Genomic DNA, 18913 nt, shown 5'->3' on the forward strand with positions numbered 1-18913 from the left:
CAGCTCCCGGTTGGCTTTCGACCAACCGTTTTGCGGTGCGCCAGGCGCTTCGCCGTGCCCCCAACGGGATTCGAACCCGTGCCGCCGCCTTGAAAGGGCGGTGTCCTAGGCCGCTAGACGATGGGGGCTCAGGAACTTTCCCTGTCGTCTTCCGTTGGAGACCTCTGAAGCATAGGGGACGATTGCCCTTGATGCCAAAGTGGCGGACCAGCGGCCGGCGACGTCGTGCCAGTGATCGATCCCGTTGGCGACGGGGCGTTCGTTGGCTCTGGAGAAATCATACGTCCCGGGTCGCGCTCCACGTGACGTTGGATGTACACCGACTGCTCGCCGAGGCCGCCGAGCGTGATGTCGTCCCAGGCCTGCAGGCGTCTGGTCTCCTTGTCGAAGTACATGACCGAGGCCTGTACGGGGGTCGGCTGCGGGTGTTCGAGGGCGCGCAGGCCGGCGCCGCCCGTGGAGCCCTGGACCAGGAGGCGGGTGCCCGAGGGCAGCATGGTCGTCGATCGTTCGTGGGTGTGACCCGCGAGGATGATCGGCGTGGCGCCGGAGAAGCCGCGGCCGACCTCCGGGTCGTGGACGGCGACCACGTCCGGTTTCCCCATTCGCGGCACACGCGAGCGGCCGAACTGGGCCAGGACCGCCGGGTCCGAGTCCACGGCGACGGTCTTGTCGGGGGTGAAGCGGGGGTCGCCGAGGCCGTAGATGTTCAGGCCTGCCACGTTCTGGGTCTTGTCGTCCAGGACTACGGCGTTCTTCTGCTTGGCGACCGCTTTCTGAGTGATCATCGAGTCGTGGTTGCCGCGAACGTAGACGTATGGGACGCCGAGGGTGCCGATCTCGTCGACGAACTTGTTCTCGGTCTTCGTGCCATGGTCGGAGATATCGCCGGTGTCGATGATCATGTCGACCTTGAACTGGTCCTTCAGGGAGCGGATCACGTTCCAGGCGATCGGGTTGATGTGGATGTCCGAGACGTGGAGGACACGGATGGATCTGGGGTCCGCGTCGTACAACGGCAGCGTCGACACCGTGTCGTACAGCTTGGAGACGTTCGTGACCAGCTTGGTGAGTTGTGATCGGTACGACTCGAACTTCGTCACGATCGACTCCGCGCTGCCCACCAGCGACGGCGCGGCGGCGATCAGCCCCGAGTATCTGGGCTCCACGAGCGAATTGGGGCGGAACGTGAGCGCCGCCAGCGCGCTGGTGCCGGCGAGTGCCACCGAGGTGACCAGCAGGCCCAGCAGCGCCACTCTAGGACGCCTGAACACCAGCAGGCTCGCGATCAGCGCCCCCGCCCCCGCGCACAGCAGTGAGCGGATCAGCAGCGCGCGGACACCGTCGAGCAGGTCGCGCTCGATGATCTCCGGCAGCCGGTCCGCCAGCCGCGGGTCCTCGATGATCGCCTTGGCGCGCTCCTGGTCGATGTTCTCGAGGGAGATGCGGAGCCGGAGCGGCGCGTCATGGGTGCGGAACGTGAGCGTGCCCAGCGGGCTGGCGTCCACGATCGTCTCGCCGTCCCAGGCGGGTCGGAGCGACATACCCGTCTCTACCGGACCGACCTGAGCCCTGACGGTGCCGCTGAGGAAGATGCCGAGCCAGGCGCCCACGGCGGCCACGATGAGGACGGCCACGACCCTGGACACCCGCGACTGGAGGACTGTCTTCAATCTGTCAGCGAACTTCATACAGTTTCTTGCTTACCCAACCTGCGAGGCAGAATGGCAAGGGTGATTGAGGTTTCGCGGGAGAGGTTCGAGGAGCTCGTAGCCGAGGCGTTGGACGTGATCCCCCCAGGTCTGACCCGGGCGATGAGCAATGTCGTCGTCACGGTGGTCGACGATGCGCCCGAACCCAACCTCCTGGGCCTGTACACCGGAATCCCCCTCACAGAGCGCGGCGACTGGTACTCCGCAGTCTTGCCCGACCGCATTGAGATCTACCGCAATCCGATATGTCAGATTTGCGATACCGAGGCCGATGTGATCGACGAAGTGCGCATAACGGTCGTGCACGAGGTCGGGCACCACTTCGGCATCGATGACGCGCGGCTCCATGAACTAGGCTGGTAACCGTTCGCAATGGGTTAGCTGCTTTGGGTTGCGGCCTGTCAAATGATCGGGCACCTTAGGTGACATAGCGAACACTCTGAGTCAGGCACAGCGGAGTCCAATGGGGGCCATGCGGACGCGACGGCTGCTGGGACGGCATCGCCGTGCCCTCCCGCGCCAAGTCACATACGGCGAGGTCATCGCCATCAGGGAGTTCCGCGCGCTCTGGTACGGCCAGAGCCTGTCCCTGCTCGGTGACCAACTCGCCCAGGTGGCGCTGGCCGTGCTCGTCTACGACCGCACGGGATCACCGCTCGCGACCGCGGCCGTCTACGCGCTGACCTACCTGCCGACGATCCTCGGCGGCCCGCTGCTGGCCGGCCTGGCCGACCGGTTCGCGCGCAGGGGCGTCATGATCACGTGCGACCTGCTCCGCGCGGCGTTGGTGAGCGTCATGGCACTGCCGGGGGTGCCGTTCCCCGTGCTGTGCGGGTTGGTGTTCCTCGTGGTGCTGCTCAGCGCGCCCTTCTCGGCCGCGCGCGCGGCACTGCTGCCCGAGGTGCTCGAAGGTGACCGATACCTCGTCGGGTCCGCATTGCAGAACATGACGAACCAGGGCATCCAAATGCTGGGCTTCGCGGCCGGCGGCGCGATGATCGCCGCCGTAGGCCCCTATCGCGCGCTCGCGGTCGACGCGGCCACGTTCCTGGGCTCCGCGCTGATCCTCGTCGCGCGCGTCCATCGGCGCCCCGGGGCCGCCCACCACAGCGGCAGGCCGTCGATGTGGGCCATGGTCAGGGCGGGATCCCGGCTCGTCTTCGGTGACCGGAAACTCCGCACTCTCGTGCTCTTCGCCTGGCTCTGCGGCTTCTACATCCTGCCGGAGGGCCTGGCCGTCCCCTACGCGGCGAAGCTCAGCACCGGCACCCTGTCGCTCCCGGTGGTCACCGGGCTGTTGATGGCGGCGATGCCGATGGGGACCGCGGTGGGGGCGTTCTTCTTCAGTAGGTTCGTCACGCCGCCGCGGCGATTGCGCATGATGGGGTGGATGGCCATCTTGAGCTGTCTGCCGCTGGTCGTGACCGCGTTGCAGCCGCCGTTGGCCGTGGTGCTGGGGGCGTGGTTCCTGTCGGGGGTGGGTGGGGCGTACCAGCTTGCGGCCAATGCCGCCTTCGTCCAGTGCGTGCCGGCCGATCAACGCGGCCAGGCGTTCGGTCTGGTGCAGTCGGGGCTGCTGGCCGTACAAGGGATCGGGATCCTGATCGGCGGATTCGCCGCCGAGAAACTCGGACCGGAGCCGGTGGTCGCGCTGGCCGGCGTCACGGGTGTGACGGCCGCGGCCGTGCTCGCCATACTCTGGTCCGAGTCCCGGGTCGAGACCCCAGCCCCCGCCTGATCACTGCTGCGGCTTCTGCTCGCCGCGGTAGTAGTCGGTGCTGTCCTGCCAGGTGGACTTGGCCTGCTGCTTGCCGAGGAGGTCCTGGGCGATCGAGGTGTTGCGGTCCTCGTCCGGCATGAGCAGCCAGCCGACGGCGTACACGCCGACTCCGAGTCCACCGAACAGCGTGACGATCGCCAGGCCGATCCTGATCAGGTTGGCGTCGATGCCCAGGTACTCCCCGAGGCCCGAGCAGACACCCGCGATGACGCGGCCGTTGTTGGTCCGACGAAGCTGCTTGACGTTGTATTCGCTCATGTCTCAAGACTGCCCGGCGACCCGGCGTTCGCACATCAGGATTCCCCCTGGTAGAACCCTGGTAGGCCCTTACGTGACGGAAGGACGCTCGATGGACGACCTGCTGCGCCTGGACGACCGGCTCAACGGCGAGCAGCGGCTGATCCGCGACACCGTCAGGTCCTTCGTCGACGACCGCGTCCTGCCGTACGTCGGCGACTGGTTCGAGCAGGGCACCTTCCCCGCACGCGAGCTCGCGCCCGCACTCGGCTCGCTCGGCCTGCTCGGCATGCACCTCGAGGGTTACGGCTGCGCCGGAACGGACGCCATCTCGTACGGTGTGGCCTGCCGCGAGCTGGAAGCCGGCGACTCGGGTCTGCGGTCCTTCGTGTCGGTTCAGGGCTCGCTGGCCATGTTCCCCATCTGGCGTTATGGGTCCGCCGAGCAGAAAGAGCAATGGCTGCCCCGGATGGCCGCCGGTGAGGCGATCGGCTGTTTCGGCCTGACCGAGCCCGACCACGGCTCCGACCCGGCCAACATGCGCACGTACGCCAAGCGAGACGGCTCCGACTGGATCCTGAACGGCTCCAAGATGTGGATCACCAACGGCTCCATCGCCGACGTGGCCGTCGTGTGGGCGCAGACGGACGAAGGCATCCGCGGCTTCGTCGTACCGACCGATACGCCGGGCTTCTCCGCCCCTGAGATCCACAAGAAGCTGTCCCTTAGGGCCTCGGTCACCTCGTCCCTGTACTTCGACGACGTACGCCTGCCCGCCTCGGCCGTACTCCCGGAAGTCTCCGGCCTGAAAGGCCCGCTCTCCTGCCTCTCAGAGGCCCGCTTCGGCATCATCTGGGGCGTAGTGGGCGCCGCCCGCGCCTGCCTGGAGTCGGCTGTCTCCTACGCGAAGACGCGAGTGCAGTTCGACAAGCCGATCGGCGCCTTCCAGCTGACCCAGGAGAAGCTGGCCTGGATGTACGTCGGAACGGCACAGGCGGGGCTGACGGCCCTGCACCTGGGCGAGCTGAAGGACGCGGGGAAGCTGGAGCCCCGGCAGATCAGCTTCGGCAAACTGGCCAACGTACGGGCGGCGCTGGACATCGCCCGTCAGGCTAGGACGATCTTGGGCGGGAACGGGATCACGCTGGAGTACCCTGTGATCAGGCACATGAACAACCTGGAGAGCGTGCTCACCTACGAAGGCACCCAGGAGATCCACACACTGGTGCTGGGGGAAGCGCTGACGGGGCTCCCGGCTTACCGGTGAGGGGGCTTAAGGGCGTCGCGTGGGGGGCGGTAATCTCTGTACCCTTGTGCTGTTGCTAGGGGGCGTTAGCTCAATTGGCAGAGCTGCGGACTTTTAATCCGTAGGTTCCGGGTTCGAGCCCCGGGCGCCCTACCATCCTTGACCCTTATGACCAGACCCTTTGCCACTACCCCTGAATCCGCAGGGTCGCTGGGACCCTCTTGGGAGACCGAGGGGAGACCGGCCGCGGGACGATAGCGGCGCTCGCCTCGGCCGCATCGTGCGCCAGCTCCGGCGGCCCCGTCGTATACGTGTTCTCCGTCAAGTTGGTCGAGCTGTGGCGCAACATCGAGGACTGCGCCTGCCGACAATTCCATCCATGCAGGTCAAGCGGCATGTGAGTACTCGTGGAGAACTCCGCCGAGCCGGCCACTTCGGCGTATGTTCAGGTCGATGATTCGCCCAGGGTCTGTGATCGGGTCCCGGGCAGGGCGCCGCGGGGCTGCTTGGTTCAGGGCTTGAGGGGCTCGGTGCTGGTTGTAGAAGTGTTCGTACTCGCGAAGGGCGTGCCGTAGGTGGCGTTCGTGCCATAGGAGGCAGCGGTCGAGGAGTTCGTGGCGGCATGGCTGCGCCGTACGTTCCATGATGGAGTTCATGCGCGGCATCCGGATGCCGATGAGTACAGCCTTGATGCCGGCTTCAGCGAGGATCTCGTCTATGAGGGCGGGGAACTTCCCATCTCTGTCGCGGATCAGATAGCGCGCCCGGCAGCCCGCATCGTCCAGGTCCATCACGAGATTCCTGATTGCCTGGATAGCCCAGTCGGCGGTCGGGTGAGCAGTGGTGCCGAGCACGCGGATGCGCCTGGTGGCGCGCTCGATGACGGCCAGGACGTACTGGCGTGGCCCGTTCAAGGTGATGGTCTCGATGAAATCGCAGGCCAGCAGGGCGTCGGCTTGCGAGCGCAGGAAGTCAGCCCACGTGCTGGATGCCCGTTCGGGTGCTGGATCGAGGCTTCCTGTTGAAGGATCTCCCAGACCGTGGATGGTGCGATCTCGATGCCGAGTGTGATGAGCTCTCCGTGGACCCGCCGATAGCCCCGGCTGGGTTCTCTCGAACCAGGCGCAGGACGAGAGCGCGGATGGAGCGGACCGTGGGCAGGCGCCCACGCCGCTTCGGACGGCAGGTACGAGCGTGATGCTGTCTCATCAGATCGCGGTACCAGCGCAGGACAGTGTCCGGCCGGACGAGGAGCCGCAACCGGCACGGAACCTCGCGTGGCAACTATGCCAGGAGGGCGCTGAGGAAGGCACTGTCCTCCAGGGCGAATCTCACCTTGGCGTCGGCGCCGAGTTGCCATTCAAGAATCTTGATCTGATGACGCAGGGCCAGTATCTCGACGTCCTTGTCTCGATCGCTCATCGGGAGCAACCGCAGTGCGACGAAAGTGTTCGTGACGGTCAGGTAGGCCAGGCGAAGGAGCACAGCCGGTCATCATGCCGCACCCGCCTCCTCTCCTGATGGTCGGAACTCGCGCATGCCACGCGAAGCCCTCACAGAGGCATGACCTGGACGGATGTAATTATCGACAGGCGCAGGGCCCGCGAAGCAGAATGAATATTATTCATTTCTTGCACCATTTGTACGATTTGCCCCATGGGCCCCCGCGGATTTAATGATCATTTCTTCGATCACCGAGGTCCGGAGGACCCAAGATCCAATAGCGTCTTTGTGTATCTGGGCGGTATGGGAGTGATCCATGGGGGTTGACCGTTTCCCCGTAGAGAGGAAACGGGAAACCCTCTTCACATGAATCCACTCTCATGAATTTTTGCGATGATTGTCCGATGCACTGCTATTGTCGGACGTGCTGGGCGTGCCTCGGAATGCATGCCATGTGTCCAGGAGCGCGATGATCACTATCGGCAGCGTGAGCGCCAGTCGATGGATGCCTTCCGTGTACAGGTCGACCAAACAACTCCATGTTGCCCAGAAGTGGAGCGTCCCGCGCACCCTGGTCAGCTGGATGGGATCACGCGGGCGGAAGTTGGGGTAGGCCGCTCGCCGGGTCATCGCTACCTCCTTGTTGATGCGAATGCCGTTCGGGATTTCCATCGGCTGATTTCCAGCGTGCGTGAAGCGGCTATTCGCAGATAGGTGTTGTCTCGCGGCGACCGGCAACGGCAACGGGAAACCAGGGTAGAGGTGGCGAAGCGGATGGGAACATTCGGTGCAGAGCTTCGGAGAATGCGAATGGCGGCCGGGCTGTCGTTGGCGCAGCTGAGTGATCTGGTGCACTACAGCAAGGGACATCTGAGCAAAATCGAGAATGGGAGTAAAGCTCCATCCGCCAAGCTAGTGCAGATGAGCGACGCAGCACTCGGCGCCAATGGCGCGCTGCGTTCACTCGCGCCTGCGCAGTCGCTGGAAGCGCAATTCTCCGAAATGGACGAAGGCGACGATGAGGTGTGGTTCATGAATCTTGCAGATGATGGAAACAGCTGGTTTCATCCCGTCGACCGGCGGGAGGCGCTGGCGATGACCGCCTCTTCCCTACTGGGCTTCGGGCTGAGTTCCCAGGGGCTTTCGGCAACCGCGAAGGAGCCGACCGCGCTGGAGGTCTTTCGAGGGCTGTTCGACCAGTTCCGCAGTCTCGGCCAGACAGCAAGCCCGGGTGCGGTGCTGCCCCCGGTGATTGCGCAGACTCATGTCTTGCGCGCCCTTGCCGCGCAGGCGGACAGGGATCTGAGGGACGAATTCCTGGTACTGGGCGCGAGGTTCGCCGAGTACGCCGGGTGGATGGCGCAGGAGTCGGGCAACGACCAGGCCGCTCTGTGGTGGACGGCGAAGGCGGTTCGGATGGCCACCGCCAGCAACGACCGTGAACTGGCCGTCTACGCCTTGGTGCGACGCGCGCTGGTCACCCTCTACCGGGAGGACTCCGAGCAGACCATCCGACTGGCGCGGCAGGCAAAGGAGTCCCGGGAGATGCCAAGTCGGATCCGGGCCCTGGCTGCGCAGCGCGAGGCGCAGGGACACGCTCTCGCGGGAAACTACAAGGCGTGTCTGGAGAGCCTGGAAGAGGCTCGCAATTTGCTGGATGACACAACAGAAAAGTCGCGGAGGCCAGTGCTCGGTTCGGTGAATCTGCCCGACGCAGTTTCCATGGTCACCGGTTGGTGCCTTTACGAGTTGGGCATGCCCGAAAAGGCGAGCGAAATCCTGGACGTCGAGGTCGCCAAAATCAGCCCGCAGGCTCTCCGCTCTCGGGCCAGGTTCGGGACCCGTCAAGCGCTCGCGCACGCGGCGGCAGGTCAGGTCGACCATGCTTGCGCGCTGACTACCGACTTGCTGCGCATTACCGATGTCGTCGCCTCCGCGACGATCACGACCGACCTGCGCCGTATTGCCCGGGAGTTGTCGCGATGGCACACCCATCCAGCGGTGCGTGAGTTGTATCCCGCGCTCACCGCGTCTTTGAGCTCACCACAAGTCTGAACGAGAGCAGTGAGGCGGTCATGACGAGAGTCTTCATCAATTACTCCACAGGCGACGAGGAGAACGTCGCCGCGATGCTGGACAGGCATCTATCGGATCGCTTCGATTCGTCGGTGTTCTTCCGCGCGAGCAAGAGCATCCCCTACGGGGACGATTTCTCCGAGGCGCTGCTTGACGCCATTCACGCCAGTGACGCTCTACTCGTCGTCATCGGTGTCCGCTGGCTGGCGGCCGATGAGAAGGGGCAGCGGAAGATCGACAAGGAGGGCGACTGGACACGTCGCGAGATCGAGGAAGCGTTCGCAAGCGGCGTCCGCGTCATCCCGGTCCTGATCGGATCGGTCGCTCCGCTCAGAGAGAAGGATCTTCCGCCTGTATTGGCGAAACTGGCCAGATGCCAGTACGCGCGGCTGGCCAGTCGCAGCGTGGACAAGGACCTTGATCTTCTGGGGCAGAGACTGATGGAACTCGTGCCGGGGCTGTCCGAGAAAGCGCAGCCAGGCGACGGGATCTCGATTCGCGTAGGCGGGCACTTGGACGCCGAAAGTTTCACGGCCGGGGACAGTATCCGTTCCAGAAACCCAGCGCAGATTACCCGTGAGCCGGGCAGGTCAAACGTTAATATAGATGCGGGCAGCGCCAGGTTCGGTAAGTTCGTCGGTCGGAACTCTATTGAGGAACTCGACGGTGACTGAACTACCCGATGAGGCCCAGGAGCCCGAGCAGGGCAACGCCCCCGATAGTCCTTCGGAATCCCCTCGGGAACTTGAGCTTTTCGTTCCCGTGCCAGAAGAAAAGGCTTTCGACGGCCATGCACGAGATATCGCGCCACCCGCCGGGCTACGTGAGGAAAGATCCGAGGAGCCAGATACACCCGACCCTTCGGAAAGCTCGGAGAGCGATGACCCCAGTACGGCGAGCTATCGGGACGAGTTCTACGGAACCAACTCCCGCCTGAACATCGGTGGTTACGCCGAATTCGGCATGTTCGCGGGGCGTGACCTTCACATTCACGAGCATGGAGGCAAGAGGCGGCAATCATCCAAGCAACGAGTGGAGCCGGGAAACCTGGCGACAGCCGCGACCCAATACGTGGACACCGGCACGGAACCGCGGTTATTCGCGGTGCTGGACCGGAGCCGCCTGGCCTTCCTGCGTGTCCGAGCCGGTGACGGGGGCGGGACGACCGCGCTCGCCGTACTCGACGAGCTGACCGGACGGAACCGCGAGGACTCGCGCGTCTGGCGCCTGAGCCCGGCCGCTCCCCAGGTGCTCATGACCGGTATCGGATCGCGGGTGGGTCTCCTGGTGGACACGCTTGGCACCAACTGGCCGGCCCAACTCCGGCGCTCGGATATGGATGATCTAGTGAACAGGCTGGTGGAGCGGACGTCGTTCATGATCGTCTTGGTGAGTGACAACGTGAGCCTTCCCGTTCTCGATGTCGTCGAGCACACGCCACCTGTGGCCGAGGAGGTGTTCCTGCGTCACCTGGCGTTCCTGCACGCGTATCGGCTCGGCGGGAAGACACCGACGCGAGCGACAGTCGACGTGGCGATGAGTGACGTGCTGCCAGGCCTGGTCAAGGAGGTCGAAGAGGGTCCGCAGGAGGCGCAGGAGTGGTACGCCGCGGTCCGGTCGCCCGGAACCAAGCCGCGTGAGGGGGTGATCTTCGCACAGGAGTGGTGGAACTGGCGCCGCCGCTACGGTCAGGCCGGCCAAAGTGAGGATGCTCCGCCGTTTCCTCGTCGAAATCTCCTTGAGCAGGCCAAGAACCTGCTGCGACGCAAGGGCGGATCGGACGACTCACCGGTCCGGCAGGCCTACATCATCGCAGCAGCGGTGCTCGATGAAGTGTCGATGAGCGACATCACCGACAGAGCGGGGCGGTTGGCGCAGGACTTTTGTGAGATCGAGCGGCCGGGGGCCGGTTCGCGTCGCGAACTGTTCGGTGAGCCGTTCCGCAGCTGGTTGGCACAGCTTTCCGCGGGCCCCTCGCCGGGCGTCGGCACCGACCCGGTGTGGCGCCGACAGCGTGAGCTGTCCCGCATCGTCGTGGAGGTGGCCTGGTCGGACTACGACGTCGTCCGTGAGCCGCTGCGCAAGTGGCTGGTCGACCTGTGCGAGCAGCAGGACGGCTTGCAACGTGTCCGCGCCGTGCAGGCGCTCGCGGTGATCGCCACCAAGGACTACGCGCAGATCAGGTCAAAGGTGCTTCGGGTTTGGGCGCGATCGGACAGGAACCGGCACCACGAGTGCGCTGCCTGGCTGCTGGAAGCGATGATCCGCTTCGGCGACCCCCACCTCCGGCGCGCGGCGGAGGGTGAGCTGAAGTCCCTGTCACGGTCCCTACGCAAGTCGGAGCGCGCGGTCGCGTTACGAGCATATGGGACACGTATCACGGACGAAGAACGGCTTGGCAGAGCCTTGAAGGCCGTGCAGGAATCCATGGGCGTCCTCAGAGGCCGCTTCGGGCTGCTGATCGCGCAGTGCCTACGGGACCTGTATGAGCTAGGGCACCGCGAGCCGGTCCTGAGTTTCCTGGCGAAGCGGACCTGGCCGTTGCCATTTCCCTTCGTTAAGGAACTGAGGGCCCGCGCGATCGTGCGAATCGCGCGGTTGCGGCTCGGTGGGCACCATGACCTACTCCAATTCGTGCACACGCTGCCACGTATCACGACGGGCGAGAATCCAGCGCTGTCACTGGCCGATATCGCCGAATTGTGGTGGTGCGCGTGCGACGAGGCCCTTACGAGGACCGAAGCGTGGCGGACTCTGGGCCGCTGGCACGCCGACTGTGTAACCCGTTCCGAGCTGATGATCACCTTCGAAGAATTGCTGGTCGCAATGGCTGAAATCGGCCATCGTGACCAGCCTGGAGACGACGAGGCGATGCGAACACGCATCAATCTCTATCGCAAGTTCTGGAAGAAAGAGGATCTGGAGAAGGAGCAATGACTATATCCCCCGACTCTCTGTCCCCGGACGGCTGGGACTCGCCGGCGCGGCCAAAACCGCCGCTACGGCCTACATGGTGGCAACGCTTCGTTGCTCGGGCGCGCGCCTGGTTCACGAGCGGTGGCCTGAACCTGGATCCGTTCGCTCCGCCGACCTCGATCACTCCGGACTATGTGCCACGCGACACGTTCTCGCTGTCCGTACCGGCGCTGGGGGACGCGTTCGATTTCACGGTCACCGTCCTGGTCGCCTGGGAGGTGCGGGGGACGGCGGCAGGTGAGCCCCTGCGCCATGCCGACCCCGCGGAACTGCAACGATTCATTGCATCCAGCAGGCAGGGCGCACGTGAGGTGATCGAGGAACTGATCAGGCCCGTGGCGCGTCGCTTCCCGCCGTACCAGGCCGCGGAGGCGGAGCGCGAACTCGCCAAGGTGTTGCAGGCATGCTTCCACGATGGCGATCTGCAGGCGAAAGTCCGCGTCCGAGTGGACGTCGCCGCCCCCGTCAAGGACGAACTTCGCAAGGTGTGGATCGTTCGGCTCCACGAAGATGGTAAGGGCGACCTGCGCAAACAAGCCGTACGCCTGACCAGTGATCTGCAGGACATCTGGCATGACGTGCTTCGCAAGGGCCTCACCGAATTCGGTGAAGTGGACATCGCCAGGACGTCCTGGATCGCTCCATACGCACTCGCGCTCACCGAGGACCCTAAGAACGCTGCGTCTTACCTGCAGCTCATGCTGGAGAAGCGGGTCGATCAGGCCGAAAAGCTGCTGGCCAGTCTCAGCAACATCACGCTCAGCGGGGACCACGTGGACGCGCTGGAGATCGCCTTCCAGAGCGACAGCGCATTGCGTGCCGTTCTGAAGGAGTTGGGCGTGGCCGCAGGCGATCCCAGGATCGCCACCTCCAGCAAGGCAGGCGATAATGCGTGAAGTATGGCGGACGGCGGTCGTCGTAGCCCTTCTCGTGGGCGTGGTGGGGTGCGCCGATCGGCGGCCGGTGTCGAACGGATGTAGCTGGATCACCACACCCGCCGACGGGGACACGGGAGAGGTGACGTCCAAGCAGATCGCGCTGGTGGATCTGAGCGGGTCGTTCTGGCCGGAGCAGGGCAAGAGCGTGTCGCAGCCGGTGGACCCGGTCGGGGAGATCACCGAGCAACTGGCCGCCGACTATACGGAGAACGGCATCCGACTGGTGTCGCTGGCCGGGTTCGACGGGTCGTCCACCACCATTGTCCAGCGGCTGAACGACGTGAAGCTGCCGGTGCCGACCGGCAGCAACCCCGAGCACGGCCGCCGAGCCGTTCGCGACTGCCTGAAAAAGGAGGTCGAGGCGTTGCTCGCCGAACGCCCCCAGGTACCGGGCTCGGACCCGATGGCCGCACTCGCCTCGGCCGGCTCGCAGCGCGGGGACACGCCTGCCAACCGCACGCACGTGCTCGTCGTGACGGACGGGCTCGGCAACACCGGTTGTCTGGATCTTCGCAAGGTCACCGCGGGCCGCTCGAACGCCGCCGACCTGGTCGCCTCCTGTAAGAACAAGAAGGATCTGGCCAAGCTGAAAGGCCTCAAGATCAAAATCAAAGGGATAGGGCTGCAAGTAGGGCAGCCCCCCCTAAAGACCAGCGAGCATGCCTGGCTCAACTCCTTCTGGGAGGAGGTGTGCGCCCACTTGGGGACGGAATGCGCTCTGGAACAGGCCCAGAGTGCCAAGCGCGGCTCCACTGTCCAGCGGCCCGACGACCCGGTCATCAAATTCCCCAATTTCGACTGCAACCCCTGCGTGCTACCGGAGAAGTTCCTGTTCGCGTTCGGCTCAGACGAATTGACCCCCAGCGCCTCGGGGTATCTCGACATCCTCATCGAGCGGCTGGGAACGCGGAAGGTCGTCAGCGTCGTCGGACACACCGACTCCATCGGCGGCGACGCGTACAACCGCGATCTGTCCAAGCGGCGTGCGGAAGCCGTGAAGGCACGCCTGGGGGACGTGGCCGCTGGGGCACGGGTGGACGGCGCCGGATCGTCCCAGCCGAAATGCACTCACGAGTATAACGACGGCAAACCCGACAAGAGTTGCATGGCTCAGAACCGCCGCGTTGAAATCACCCTGGGGAGCGGCTGACATGACTGCGGAGGAGGCCGTACTGGAACAGGAGCCGCTGATGGGCGAGGTGGTCGTGCCGGTGGCGGCGGAGGCGATCCTGCCCTGCCACCATGGCTGCACCTGTCGCTTGCACGCGCAACTGGTGTACGGACAGCGGGTTCCCGATCATCCACCCGAGGTGCTTGACCAGGGAGAGATGGGGCTTCTCACCGAAGCCGCAGAGCAGGCCACCCGGCGGCTGAACGGCTACCACAACCATCTGCAGGAGCAGCGCACGATCGTTGTCGAGGCGTGGTTCGCGGCACTGCATGCGCTGGACGCGTGGTCGGAGGTGCTGGCCAAAGACTGGGTTGCACAGGCGCGAGGAGCGATGGAGGCGGTCGAAGAACGCTTTGCCGATTTGCCAGCGGAGATGCGCCTTCCTACACCGCGCTGGCTGGTGTGGTTGACTTTCGGACTCGCGCTTGCGGTCGGCCTGTTCGAAGCGGTGTTCTTCCAAAAGGCGTTCCTCGACATCCTCAATGTCCCTTTGCACGACGTCTCGCTGGACAAAGTGGTGGGAGTCCTCGCGGCGGCGTCGCTGGCGGTGGGCTTGGTTGTCACCGGGCGGATCCTGGCCGAGCCGTTGTGGCATCTGGCTCGTAGGTGGAGAACGCAGGCCAGCCCTGACCAACCACCTCCCTCCCGCCGGACGATACTGTTCCGGATTACGCTGCTGATCGCGGGACCTGGCGCGATCCTGTTCGTTCTCGGCTACTGGGCAAACCTCCGGGGTGAACTGGCCCGTCTGACGGCGCAGGACCCGGGCAGCATCTACCTGCCGGAGTCTTACGAGGTCATGATGTTGCTAATGATCATGGCGCTGACCGTGATCCTGCTTGAGGTGCTGATCTACAACCCCTATCAGGCGGGAATCAAGATCGCTGAACGGGAGCTGCGTCGACGCGAGAAAGAAGCTCGCGAAGTCGGCGACAGGGCTCGCTCCGCCGTGTCCGCGTATGAGATTGCCTGGCGTGACCTGCGCTCATGCCGCGACGAGGTAATCGCGATCGTACGTGCGGAACTAGCGCGGCCGTGGCACGAGGTCATCCTGCCCGCCCGCCTACGGCACGGCCGGGCCACGCCGGTGCCGGTCCCACCAGATACGGACGTCGACTCCGCGACAGGTGCCGAGATGACCGATACCGAAGATCCACCGCGCGTGTTCTACCGGATCTTCCAGGGGGTGGAGCAGCCGCAGCCCGGCCTCGGGCCGCTCGCCGAGACCATCCGCACAGTCCGTGAACTGCGCCCCGAGGAACTGGCGAAGCGTCACCCGCATCTGCCCGACCCGCTTATCAGGCAGCGGGACGAGCCGTCGGGGATCGAGGGCGACGGGACCACGCCGGACGCGGGGTCGAATCCTTGACCGCGCCGCACAGCCACTGGCGGCTGCTACAGCAGATGGAGCGGCTGGCGCACGGCCATGACCAGGCAGGTACGGCGCTGGCCCGCTACGCCGCGGAGACCCGGCGCCCGCCGGCCGGGCCGTTCCCGTGGTGGTCGATACCCGCCGCTCTCACCGCAGCCTTTCTCGGATGGACGTCCGCTGACGCGCTCCAGACGGTAACCGGCGGCGTGGTCCCGCTCCTGATCGCCTTCCTCCCCGGACTCGCCTTGGCCGGGGCGGTAACGGGAACGACCGTGATCACCGCGACCGCGTTCCGCGACTTCGCGAAGCGGCCCGTCATGCCTGTGCTGACCGTACTGTGCGGAATCAGCGTGATCGGCGGGGCGGTGTGGGTCACGTTGTGGTTGGAGAGCACGCTCAAGGCGGCGCGTTCCATCGCGTTCGCGGCGGGTGTGCTGTTGATTCTCGGTGTCGCCGCCGCGACGTTCGGTGCGGTCTTTTGGGGCGGATCACGTCATTCGCTCGCCACCAATCCCGAACGCTCACGGCGAGTACGCGCACGCCGAAAGCTCGCAGAGAAGGCGATCCGCTCACACGAACAAGCTTGGATGGGGATCGCACACCAAACAGGTGTGCTGCTCATGGACTCTCCCGAGGCGCGTGCCACTCTGCTTCGATTGATCGATGGGAAATCCGAGCCCATCGTTCCGGATGATCTCGATCCCGTGCATGCCTTGATGCTCACCGGTCTTCGAGATCATTGTCCGCGCGATCTGACGATCACGCTCGCGAGGATCGACGCGGGCGGTTCCTGAGGAGGGGCCTCAGGAAGGCGCGGGTTAGGGGAGGCCTCCTTATGACGGCGTATCTAGCCCTTCAGTCGTAGATCCTCTTTTCAGTGGCAGTTCAGTGGTGTCTGCGGTGGGTAGCTGCCGTCCATGCAGGTCCCGGTGTTGGACATCTAGCCGGTCGTTACTGACCGGGAACGCGCGGATGAGTGGGCAGATCAGCTGGAGGACCTCTTGGTAGAGGTGGGGTCGATCTTCCCGCGGGCTGATCTGCGGCGGCGGCGCGCCTACCGAAAATTCCATCCATGCTCGTCAAGCGGCATGTGAGCATTCGTGAAGGACGCCGCCGAGCCGGTCTCGCCGGCCTATCTTTGGTCGGTGATTCGCCCTGCCGGGATCGTGATCTCGCGCAGGATGTAGTCGGTGTCGCCGACCGTCTTCTGGGCGATGACCGTGCCGACCACGCCGGGTCCTGGCGGCGTCGCCTGCGCGGGCGTGCCCAGAACCAGCGTCGCGGCTGCCGCCATTGTGACGACGGCGGCGGCGCTGATCGCCTTCCGTTTGCTGAACAAGGAATTGCTTTCGCTCTTTCAATCATGTGGTCGGCCGAGGCCGCCTGCGGACGAACGCGTCAGAACTCTTCGAAAGCCTGGCGTACGCCCAAACCAAGTTCCATTGAACAGAGCGCGACTTGACTCCGACTGGATCAGAACTACTCGCCGAAGGCGAAGAGGCGACAGGGGGAAACAGTCTCGAAGCCGATCCGCCGGTACACCGGCCTGCCCTCGCTGCTCGACTGCAAGGTGGCGATGCGCCTTCCGGAGTTTCGGGCGATACGCAGCGCATCGAGGGTCAGGGCCGTGGCAATGCCTTGCCGGCGGAGATCGGGGTGGTGGCGACGCAGTAGAGCGCGGCGACGTCCGTACCGAGCGACAGCGTGCAGGTGCCGACCACCCGCGACGCTGCCGGTGGCGATGCTCCACTACTTCACCGTCCGCAACTTCTACGCGGAGATCGCCGCGCTGTGCGGGATCTATATCTGCTGCGGGTAAGGGCGGGCCTCGTCCGCGAGGTCCGCCTCATCTATGGGAGCAAGCGCACCCCCAGCCTGACACGGCCTCCTATCACCTACAGGAGGCCTCGACGGTGCCCTCGGACGAAGCCCTCGCGATCCCGCGGCCGAGGTCCGTTCGGCCTGCGGAACTCCCCGTCAGGGCATCGCCATGCTCTTGGCATTGAATTCTGTACAGCAAGGCCCGATAAAAAAGCCGACGACTTTTAATACGCAGGTTCCGGGTTCGAGCCCCGGGCGCCTAACCGTCAAAAGCCCATCTTGACCAGGGGCTTCACAGAACCGGACTTTCGAGCGGGGCGGGATTCGGGTCGTCTTCCACCCTTGGCCGACTCATCTTTGCCTGGCCTTGCTTCGGCACGCTTGCCAGGAAGTTTTCAGGATCAATCGGTTGATCCATCGCATAAAGCGCTATTAACGTGCATTCCACCCTCAGTTTTCCCGAGTTGTCAAGAAGGCGGTCACAACGATGACCCGACATACCCGCAGAGCCTTGGCGGTGGCCTTCGCGCTCGTCCTCAGCCTGAGCCTGGTTTCCCAGGCAGGTACGGGGACGGCCGCGGCCGCCAAGCCCCAGCGGCCGAACATCATCTTCTTCCTGGTGGACGACATGTCCGCCGACCTGCTGCAGTACATGGACACCGTGCGCGGCCTGGCCGACGACGGCACCACGTTCACCAACTACTACGTGTCGAACTCGTTGTGCTGCCCGTCGCGCGCCTCGATGTTCACCGGTCAGTTCCCGCACAACACCGGTGTGGCCACGAACCTGAACACCGACCGCGGCGGCTACAAGGCGTTCGCGCCGCTCGAGCCCAAGACGTACGCCGTTTCGCTGGAAAAGGCCGGATACCGTACCGGCTACCTCGGTAAGTACATCAACGAGTACCCGGTGAAGGGCCCCGATTATCATGTGCCGACGGGCTGGGACGAGTGGCACGTGGCGGCCAACGGCTACGGCGAGTACAAGTACGAGCTCACCAACTATGTGAAGGGGGAGACGCCCGGCCTGGACTCCTCCGACGGCACTTACCTGGTGGACCTGCTCGGCAAGCGGGCCACGGACTTCATCGCACGTTCGCGCGAGCGCGCCCCGGGCAAGCCGTTCTTCCTGCAGGTCGCGCCGTTCGCGCCGCACTCCAGGCTCAACGTCAAGCCAGGCGAGAAGGAGCCGCGCTTCCCGCCCGCCCGCCGCGACCGGCCCAAGACCCAGTTCCCGGCCGGGGAGTTCCCGAACGGTGACTGCGGCGGGCCCGACTGCAATGACATCGACGTGAGCAAGCTGCCCACCTTCGACGAGGACACCGCCGACAAGCCCTCCTGGGTACGCCGCGAACCGCTCGCTCCCGGGCTGGTCAAGCAACTGCGGACGGACTACCGCGACCGGGTCCGCATGGTGCAGTCGGTGGACGACATGGTGGCCCGCGTCCTGGGCACGCTGACGGCCGCCGAGAAGCGCAACACGTACGTGGTGTTCACCAGCGACAATGGCTTCCACCTCGGCCAGCACCGCCTAGTACGCGGCAAGAGCACCGCCTATGACCACGATGTACGCGTGCCGCTGCTGGTCAAGCGTCCTACAGCGGGACGGCAGGGCGACCTCGTGACCAGCGCCATCGCCCAGAACGTCGACCTGTTCGCGACCTTCCTCGACATGGCCGGCGTCGGCGCCCCCACCCGCGACAGCCGCGACGGCCGCAGCCTGCTGCCGCTCATCCAGGGCAAAAAGGCCGAGGACTGGCGTAAGGCGGCCCTGATCGAGCACGTCAAACCCAACCCGGCCACAACCGGAGAGTCGGACCCCGACGCCGAACCTCTCCAGGCGGGCAACTCCCAGCCCCCCAGCTACACGGCCGTACGTACTGCCGGGGACCTGTACGTCGAATACGAGGGCGTGTCGAAGCCCGAGTACTACGACACGGTGTCGGACCCGAGGCAGGAGTCCAACGACCCCAGCAACGCCAAAACCGCCGACATGGCCAAGGTCCTCGACGCACTGACGAAGTGCGGCAAGGCGGGCGCCCCGGACTGCTGGACCGCGGCCCGCCTCTGACCTGGGCAAACCCGGCCGGGGGCAGCACGACATCCGCTGCCCCTGACCGGGCGCGCGCTCGAACCCGAGC

The 18913-nt window shown here is 65.1% G+C and carries 18 protein-coding genes and 2 tRNA genes; 13 read left to right on the top strand and 7 right to left on the bottom strand.

Annotated features, from left to right (window positions below; translation table 11 throughout):
- Nucleotides 1-55: 55 nt before the first annotated feature.
- A tRNA-Glu gene (locus ACIBO2_RS44650) sits at nt 56-128 on the bottom strand.
- Nucleotides 129-1673, bottom strand: coding sequence for a metallophosphoesterase (locus ACIBO2_RS44655; RefSeq protein WP_358532517.1), 1545 nt, complete (start codon nt 1671-1673; stop codon nt 129-131).
- 51 nt (nt 1674-1724) lie between these two features.
- Here ACIBO2_RS44655 and ACIBO2_RS44660 point away from each other — a divergent pair, with 51 nt between their 5' ends.
- Complete coding sequence (locus tag ACIBO2_RS44660) at nt 1725-2075, top strand: metallopeptidase family protein (protein WP_397304201.1); 351 nt, start codon at nt 1725-1727, stop codon at nt 2073-2075.
- A 109-nt stretch (nt 2076-2184) separates the two neighbouring features.
- Nucleotides 2185-3450, top strand: a complete 1266-nt coding sequence (locus ACIBO2_RS44665; RefSeq protein WP_358532521.1) for an MFS transporter — start codon at nt 2185-2187, stop codon at nt 3448-3450.
- Here the strand turns inward: ACIBO2_RS44665 and ACIBO2_RS44670 are convergent, their stop codons facing one another.
- Complete coding sequence (locus ACIBO2_RS44670) at nt 3451-3750, bottom strand: PspC domain-containing protein (protein ID WP_397304202.1); 300 nt, start codon at nt 3748-3750, stop codon at nt 3451-3453.
- A gap of 91 nt (nt 3751-3841) precedes the next feature.
- On the opposite strand from ACIBO2_RS44670, the gene ACIBO2_RS44675 reads away from it, so the two are divergent.
- From ACIBO2_RS44675 to ACIBO2_RS44685, 3 genes are all read left to right on the top strand, one after another.
- Nucleotides 3842-4996: an acyl-CoA dehydrogenase family protein gene (locus ACIBO2_RS44675; RefSeq protein WP_358532526.1), complete on the top strand. Its 1155-nt coding sequence runs from the start codon at nt 3842-3844 to the stop codon at nt 4994-4996.
- Between the two features lie 59 nt (nt 4997-5055).
- A tRNA-Lys gene (locus tag ACIBO2_RS44680) sits at nt 5056-5131 on the top strand.
- A 458-nt stretch (nt 5132-5589) separates the two neighbouring features.
- A complete protein-coding gene (locus tag ACIBO2_RS44685) occupies nt 5590-6000 on the top strand; it encodes a hypothetical protein (RefSeq protein WP_358532529.1) in 411 nt (136 codons plus the stop codon).
- A 259-nt stretch (nt 6001-6259) separates the two neighbouring features.
- Here ACIBO2_RS44685 and ACIBO2_RS44690 read toward each other — a convergent pair whose 3' ends face one another.
- Together ACIBO2_RS44690 and ACIBO2_RS44695 are read right to left on the bottom strand one after the other, a co-directional pair.
- Nucleotides 6260-6460, bottom strand: coding sequence for a hypothetical protein (locus tag ACIBO2_RS44690; protein WP_397304203.1), 201 nt, complete (start codon nt 6458-6460; stop codon nt 6260-6262).
- Between the two features lie 336 nt (nt 6461-6796).
- Nucleotides 6797-7090, bottom strand: a complete 294-nt coding sequence (locus ACIBO2_RS44695; protein ID WP_358532535.1) for a hypothetical protein — start codon at nt 7088-7090, stop codon at nt 6797-6799.
- A gap of 102 nt (nt 7091-7192) precedes the next feature.
- Here ACIBO2_RS44695 and ACIBO2_RS44700 point away from each other — a divergent pair, with 102 nt between their 5' ends.
- The 7 genes from ACIBO2_RS44700 to ACIBO2_RS44730 are packed head-to-tail and all read left to right on the top strand — an operon-like array spanning nt 7193 to nt 15745.
- Nucleotides 7193-8473, top strand: coding sequence for a helix-turn-helix domain-containing protein (locus ACIBO2_RS44700; RefSeq protein WP_397304204.1), 1281 nt, complete (start codon nt 7193-7195; stop codon nt 8471-8473).
- A 20-nt stretch (nt 8474-8493) separates the two neighbouring features.
- Nucleotides 8494-9168, top strand: a complete 675-nt coding sequence (locus tag ACIBO2_RS44705; protein ID WP_358532540.1) for a toll/interleukin-1 receptor domain-containing protein — start codon at nt 8494-8496, stop codon at nt 9166-9168.
- Nucleotides 9161-11431 (top strand): hypothetical protein, encoded by a 2271-nt coding sequence (locus ACIBO2_RS44710; protein WP_358532543.1) that lies wholly within the window; start codon nt 9161-9163, stop codon nt 11429-11431. The genes ACIBO2_RS44705 and ACIBO2_RS44710 overlap by 8 nt, the downstream gene beginning before the upstream one ends.
- Complete coding sequence (locus tag ACIBO2_RS44715; protein ID WP_358532546.1) at nt 11428-12366, top strand: hypothetical protein; 939 nt, start codon at nt 11428-11430, stop codon at nt 12364-12366. Before ACIBO2_RS44710 ends, ACIBO2_RS44715 begins: the two co-directional genes overlap by 4 nt.
- Nucleotides 12359-13558: an OmpA family protein gene (locus ACIBO2_RS44720; protein WP_358532549.1), complete on the top strand. Its 1200-nt coding sequence runs from the start codon at nt 12359-12361 to the stop codon at nt 13556-13558. The genes ACIBO2_RS44715 and ACIBO2_RS44720 overlap by 8 nt, the downstream gene beginning before the upstream one ends.
- Nucleotide 13559: 1 nt before the next feature.
- On the top strand, nt 13560-14948 hold the full coding sequence (locus tag ACIBO2_RS44725; protein ID WP_358532552.1) for a hypothetical protein: 1389 nt from the start codon (nt 13560-13562) through the stop codon (nt 14946-14948).
- Nucleotides 14945-15745, top strand: a complete 801-nt coding sequence (locus ACIBO2_RS44730) for a hypothetical protein (RefSeq protein ID WP_358532555.1) — start codon at nt 14945-14947, stop codon at nt 15743-15745. The genes ACIBO2_RS44725 and ACIBO2_RS44730 overlap by 4 nt, the downstream gene beginning before the upstream one ends.
- 338 nt (nt 15746-16083) lie before the next feature.
- Here ACIBO2_RS44730 and ACIBO2_RS44735 read toward each other — a convergent pair whose 3' ends face one another.
- Complete coding sequence (locus tag ACIBO2_RS44735) at nt 16084-16290, bottom strand: hypothetical protein (RefSeq protein WP_358532558.1); 207 nt, start codon at nt 16288-16290, stop codon at nt 16084-16086.
- A 140-nt stretch (nt 16291-16430) separates the two neighbouring features.
- Nucleotides 16431-16586, bottom strand: coding sequence for a hypothetical protein (locus ACIBO2_RS44740; RefSeq protein ID WP_358534790.1), 156 nt, complete (start codon nt 16584-16586; stop codon nt 16431-16433).
- Between the two features lie 673 nt (nt 16587-17259).
- Between ACIBO2_RS44740 and ACIBO2_RS44745 the strand changes: the two genes are divergently transcribed.
- Nucleotides 17260-18843 (top strand): sulfatase, encoded by a 1584-nt coding sequence (locus tag ACIBO2_RS44745; RefSeq protein ID WP_397304205.1) that lies wholly within the window; start codon nt 17260-17262, stop codon nt 18841-18843.
- Nucleotides 18844-18913: the final 70 nt, after the last annotated feature.

Origin of the sequence: Nonomuraea sp. NPDC050022, assembly GCF_044460705.1 — a bacterium.
Taxonomy (GTDB): Bacteria; Actinomycetota; Actinomycetes; order Streptosporangiales; family Streptosporangiaceae; genus Nonomuraea.

Excerpts from the sequence above, each read along its gene's own strand:
- ACIBO2_RS44660 (WP_397304201.1), top strand. The coding sequence starts at position 1,725 with ATGGCAAGGGTGATTGAGGTTTCGCGGGAGAGGTTCGAGGAGCTCGTA.
- ACIBO2_RS44665 (WP_358532521.1), top strand. The coding sequence starts at position 2,185 with ATGCGGACGCGACGGCTGCTGGGACGGCATCGCCGTGCCCTCCCGCGC.
- ACIBO2_RS44670 (WP_397304202.1), bottom strand. The coding sequence starts at position 3,750 with ATGAGCGAATACAACGTCAAGCAGCTTCGTCGGACCAACAACGGCCGC.
- ACIBO2_RS44675 (WP_358532526.1), top strand. The coding sequence starts at position 3,842 with ATGGACGACCTGCTGCGCCTGGACGACCGGCTCAACGGCGAGCAGCGG.
- ACIBO2_RS44695 (WP_358532535.1), bottom strand. The coding sequence starts at position 7,090 with ATGGAAATCCCGAACGGCATTCGCATCAACAAGGAGGTAGCGATGACC.
- ACIBO2_RS44700 (WP_397304204.1), top strand. The coding sequence starts at position 7,193 with ATGGGAACATTCGGTGCAGAGCTTCGGAGAATGCGAATGGCGGCCGGG.
- ACIBO2_RS44705 (WP_358532540.1), top strand. The coding sequence starts at position 8,494 with ATGACGAGAGTCTTCATCAATTACTCCACAGGCGACGAGGAGAACGTC.
- ACIBO2_RS44715 (WP_358532546.1), top strand. The coding sequence starts at position 11,428 with ATGACTATATCCCCCGACTCTCTGTCCCCGGACGGCTGGGACTCGCCG.
- ACIBO2_RS44720 (WP_358532549.1), top strand. The coding sequence starts at position 12,359 with ATGCGTGAAGTATGGCGGACGGCGGTCGTCGTAGCCCTTCTCGTGGGC.
- ACIBO2_RS44725 (WP_358532552.1), top strand. The coding sequence starts at position 13,560 with ATGACTGCGGAGGAGGCCGTACTGGAACAGGAGCCGCTGATGGGCGAG.
- ACIBO2_RS44745 (WP_397304205.1), top strand. The coding sequence starts at position 17,260 with ATGACCCGACATACCCGCAGAGCCTTGGCGGTGGCCTTCGCGCTCGTC.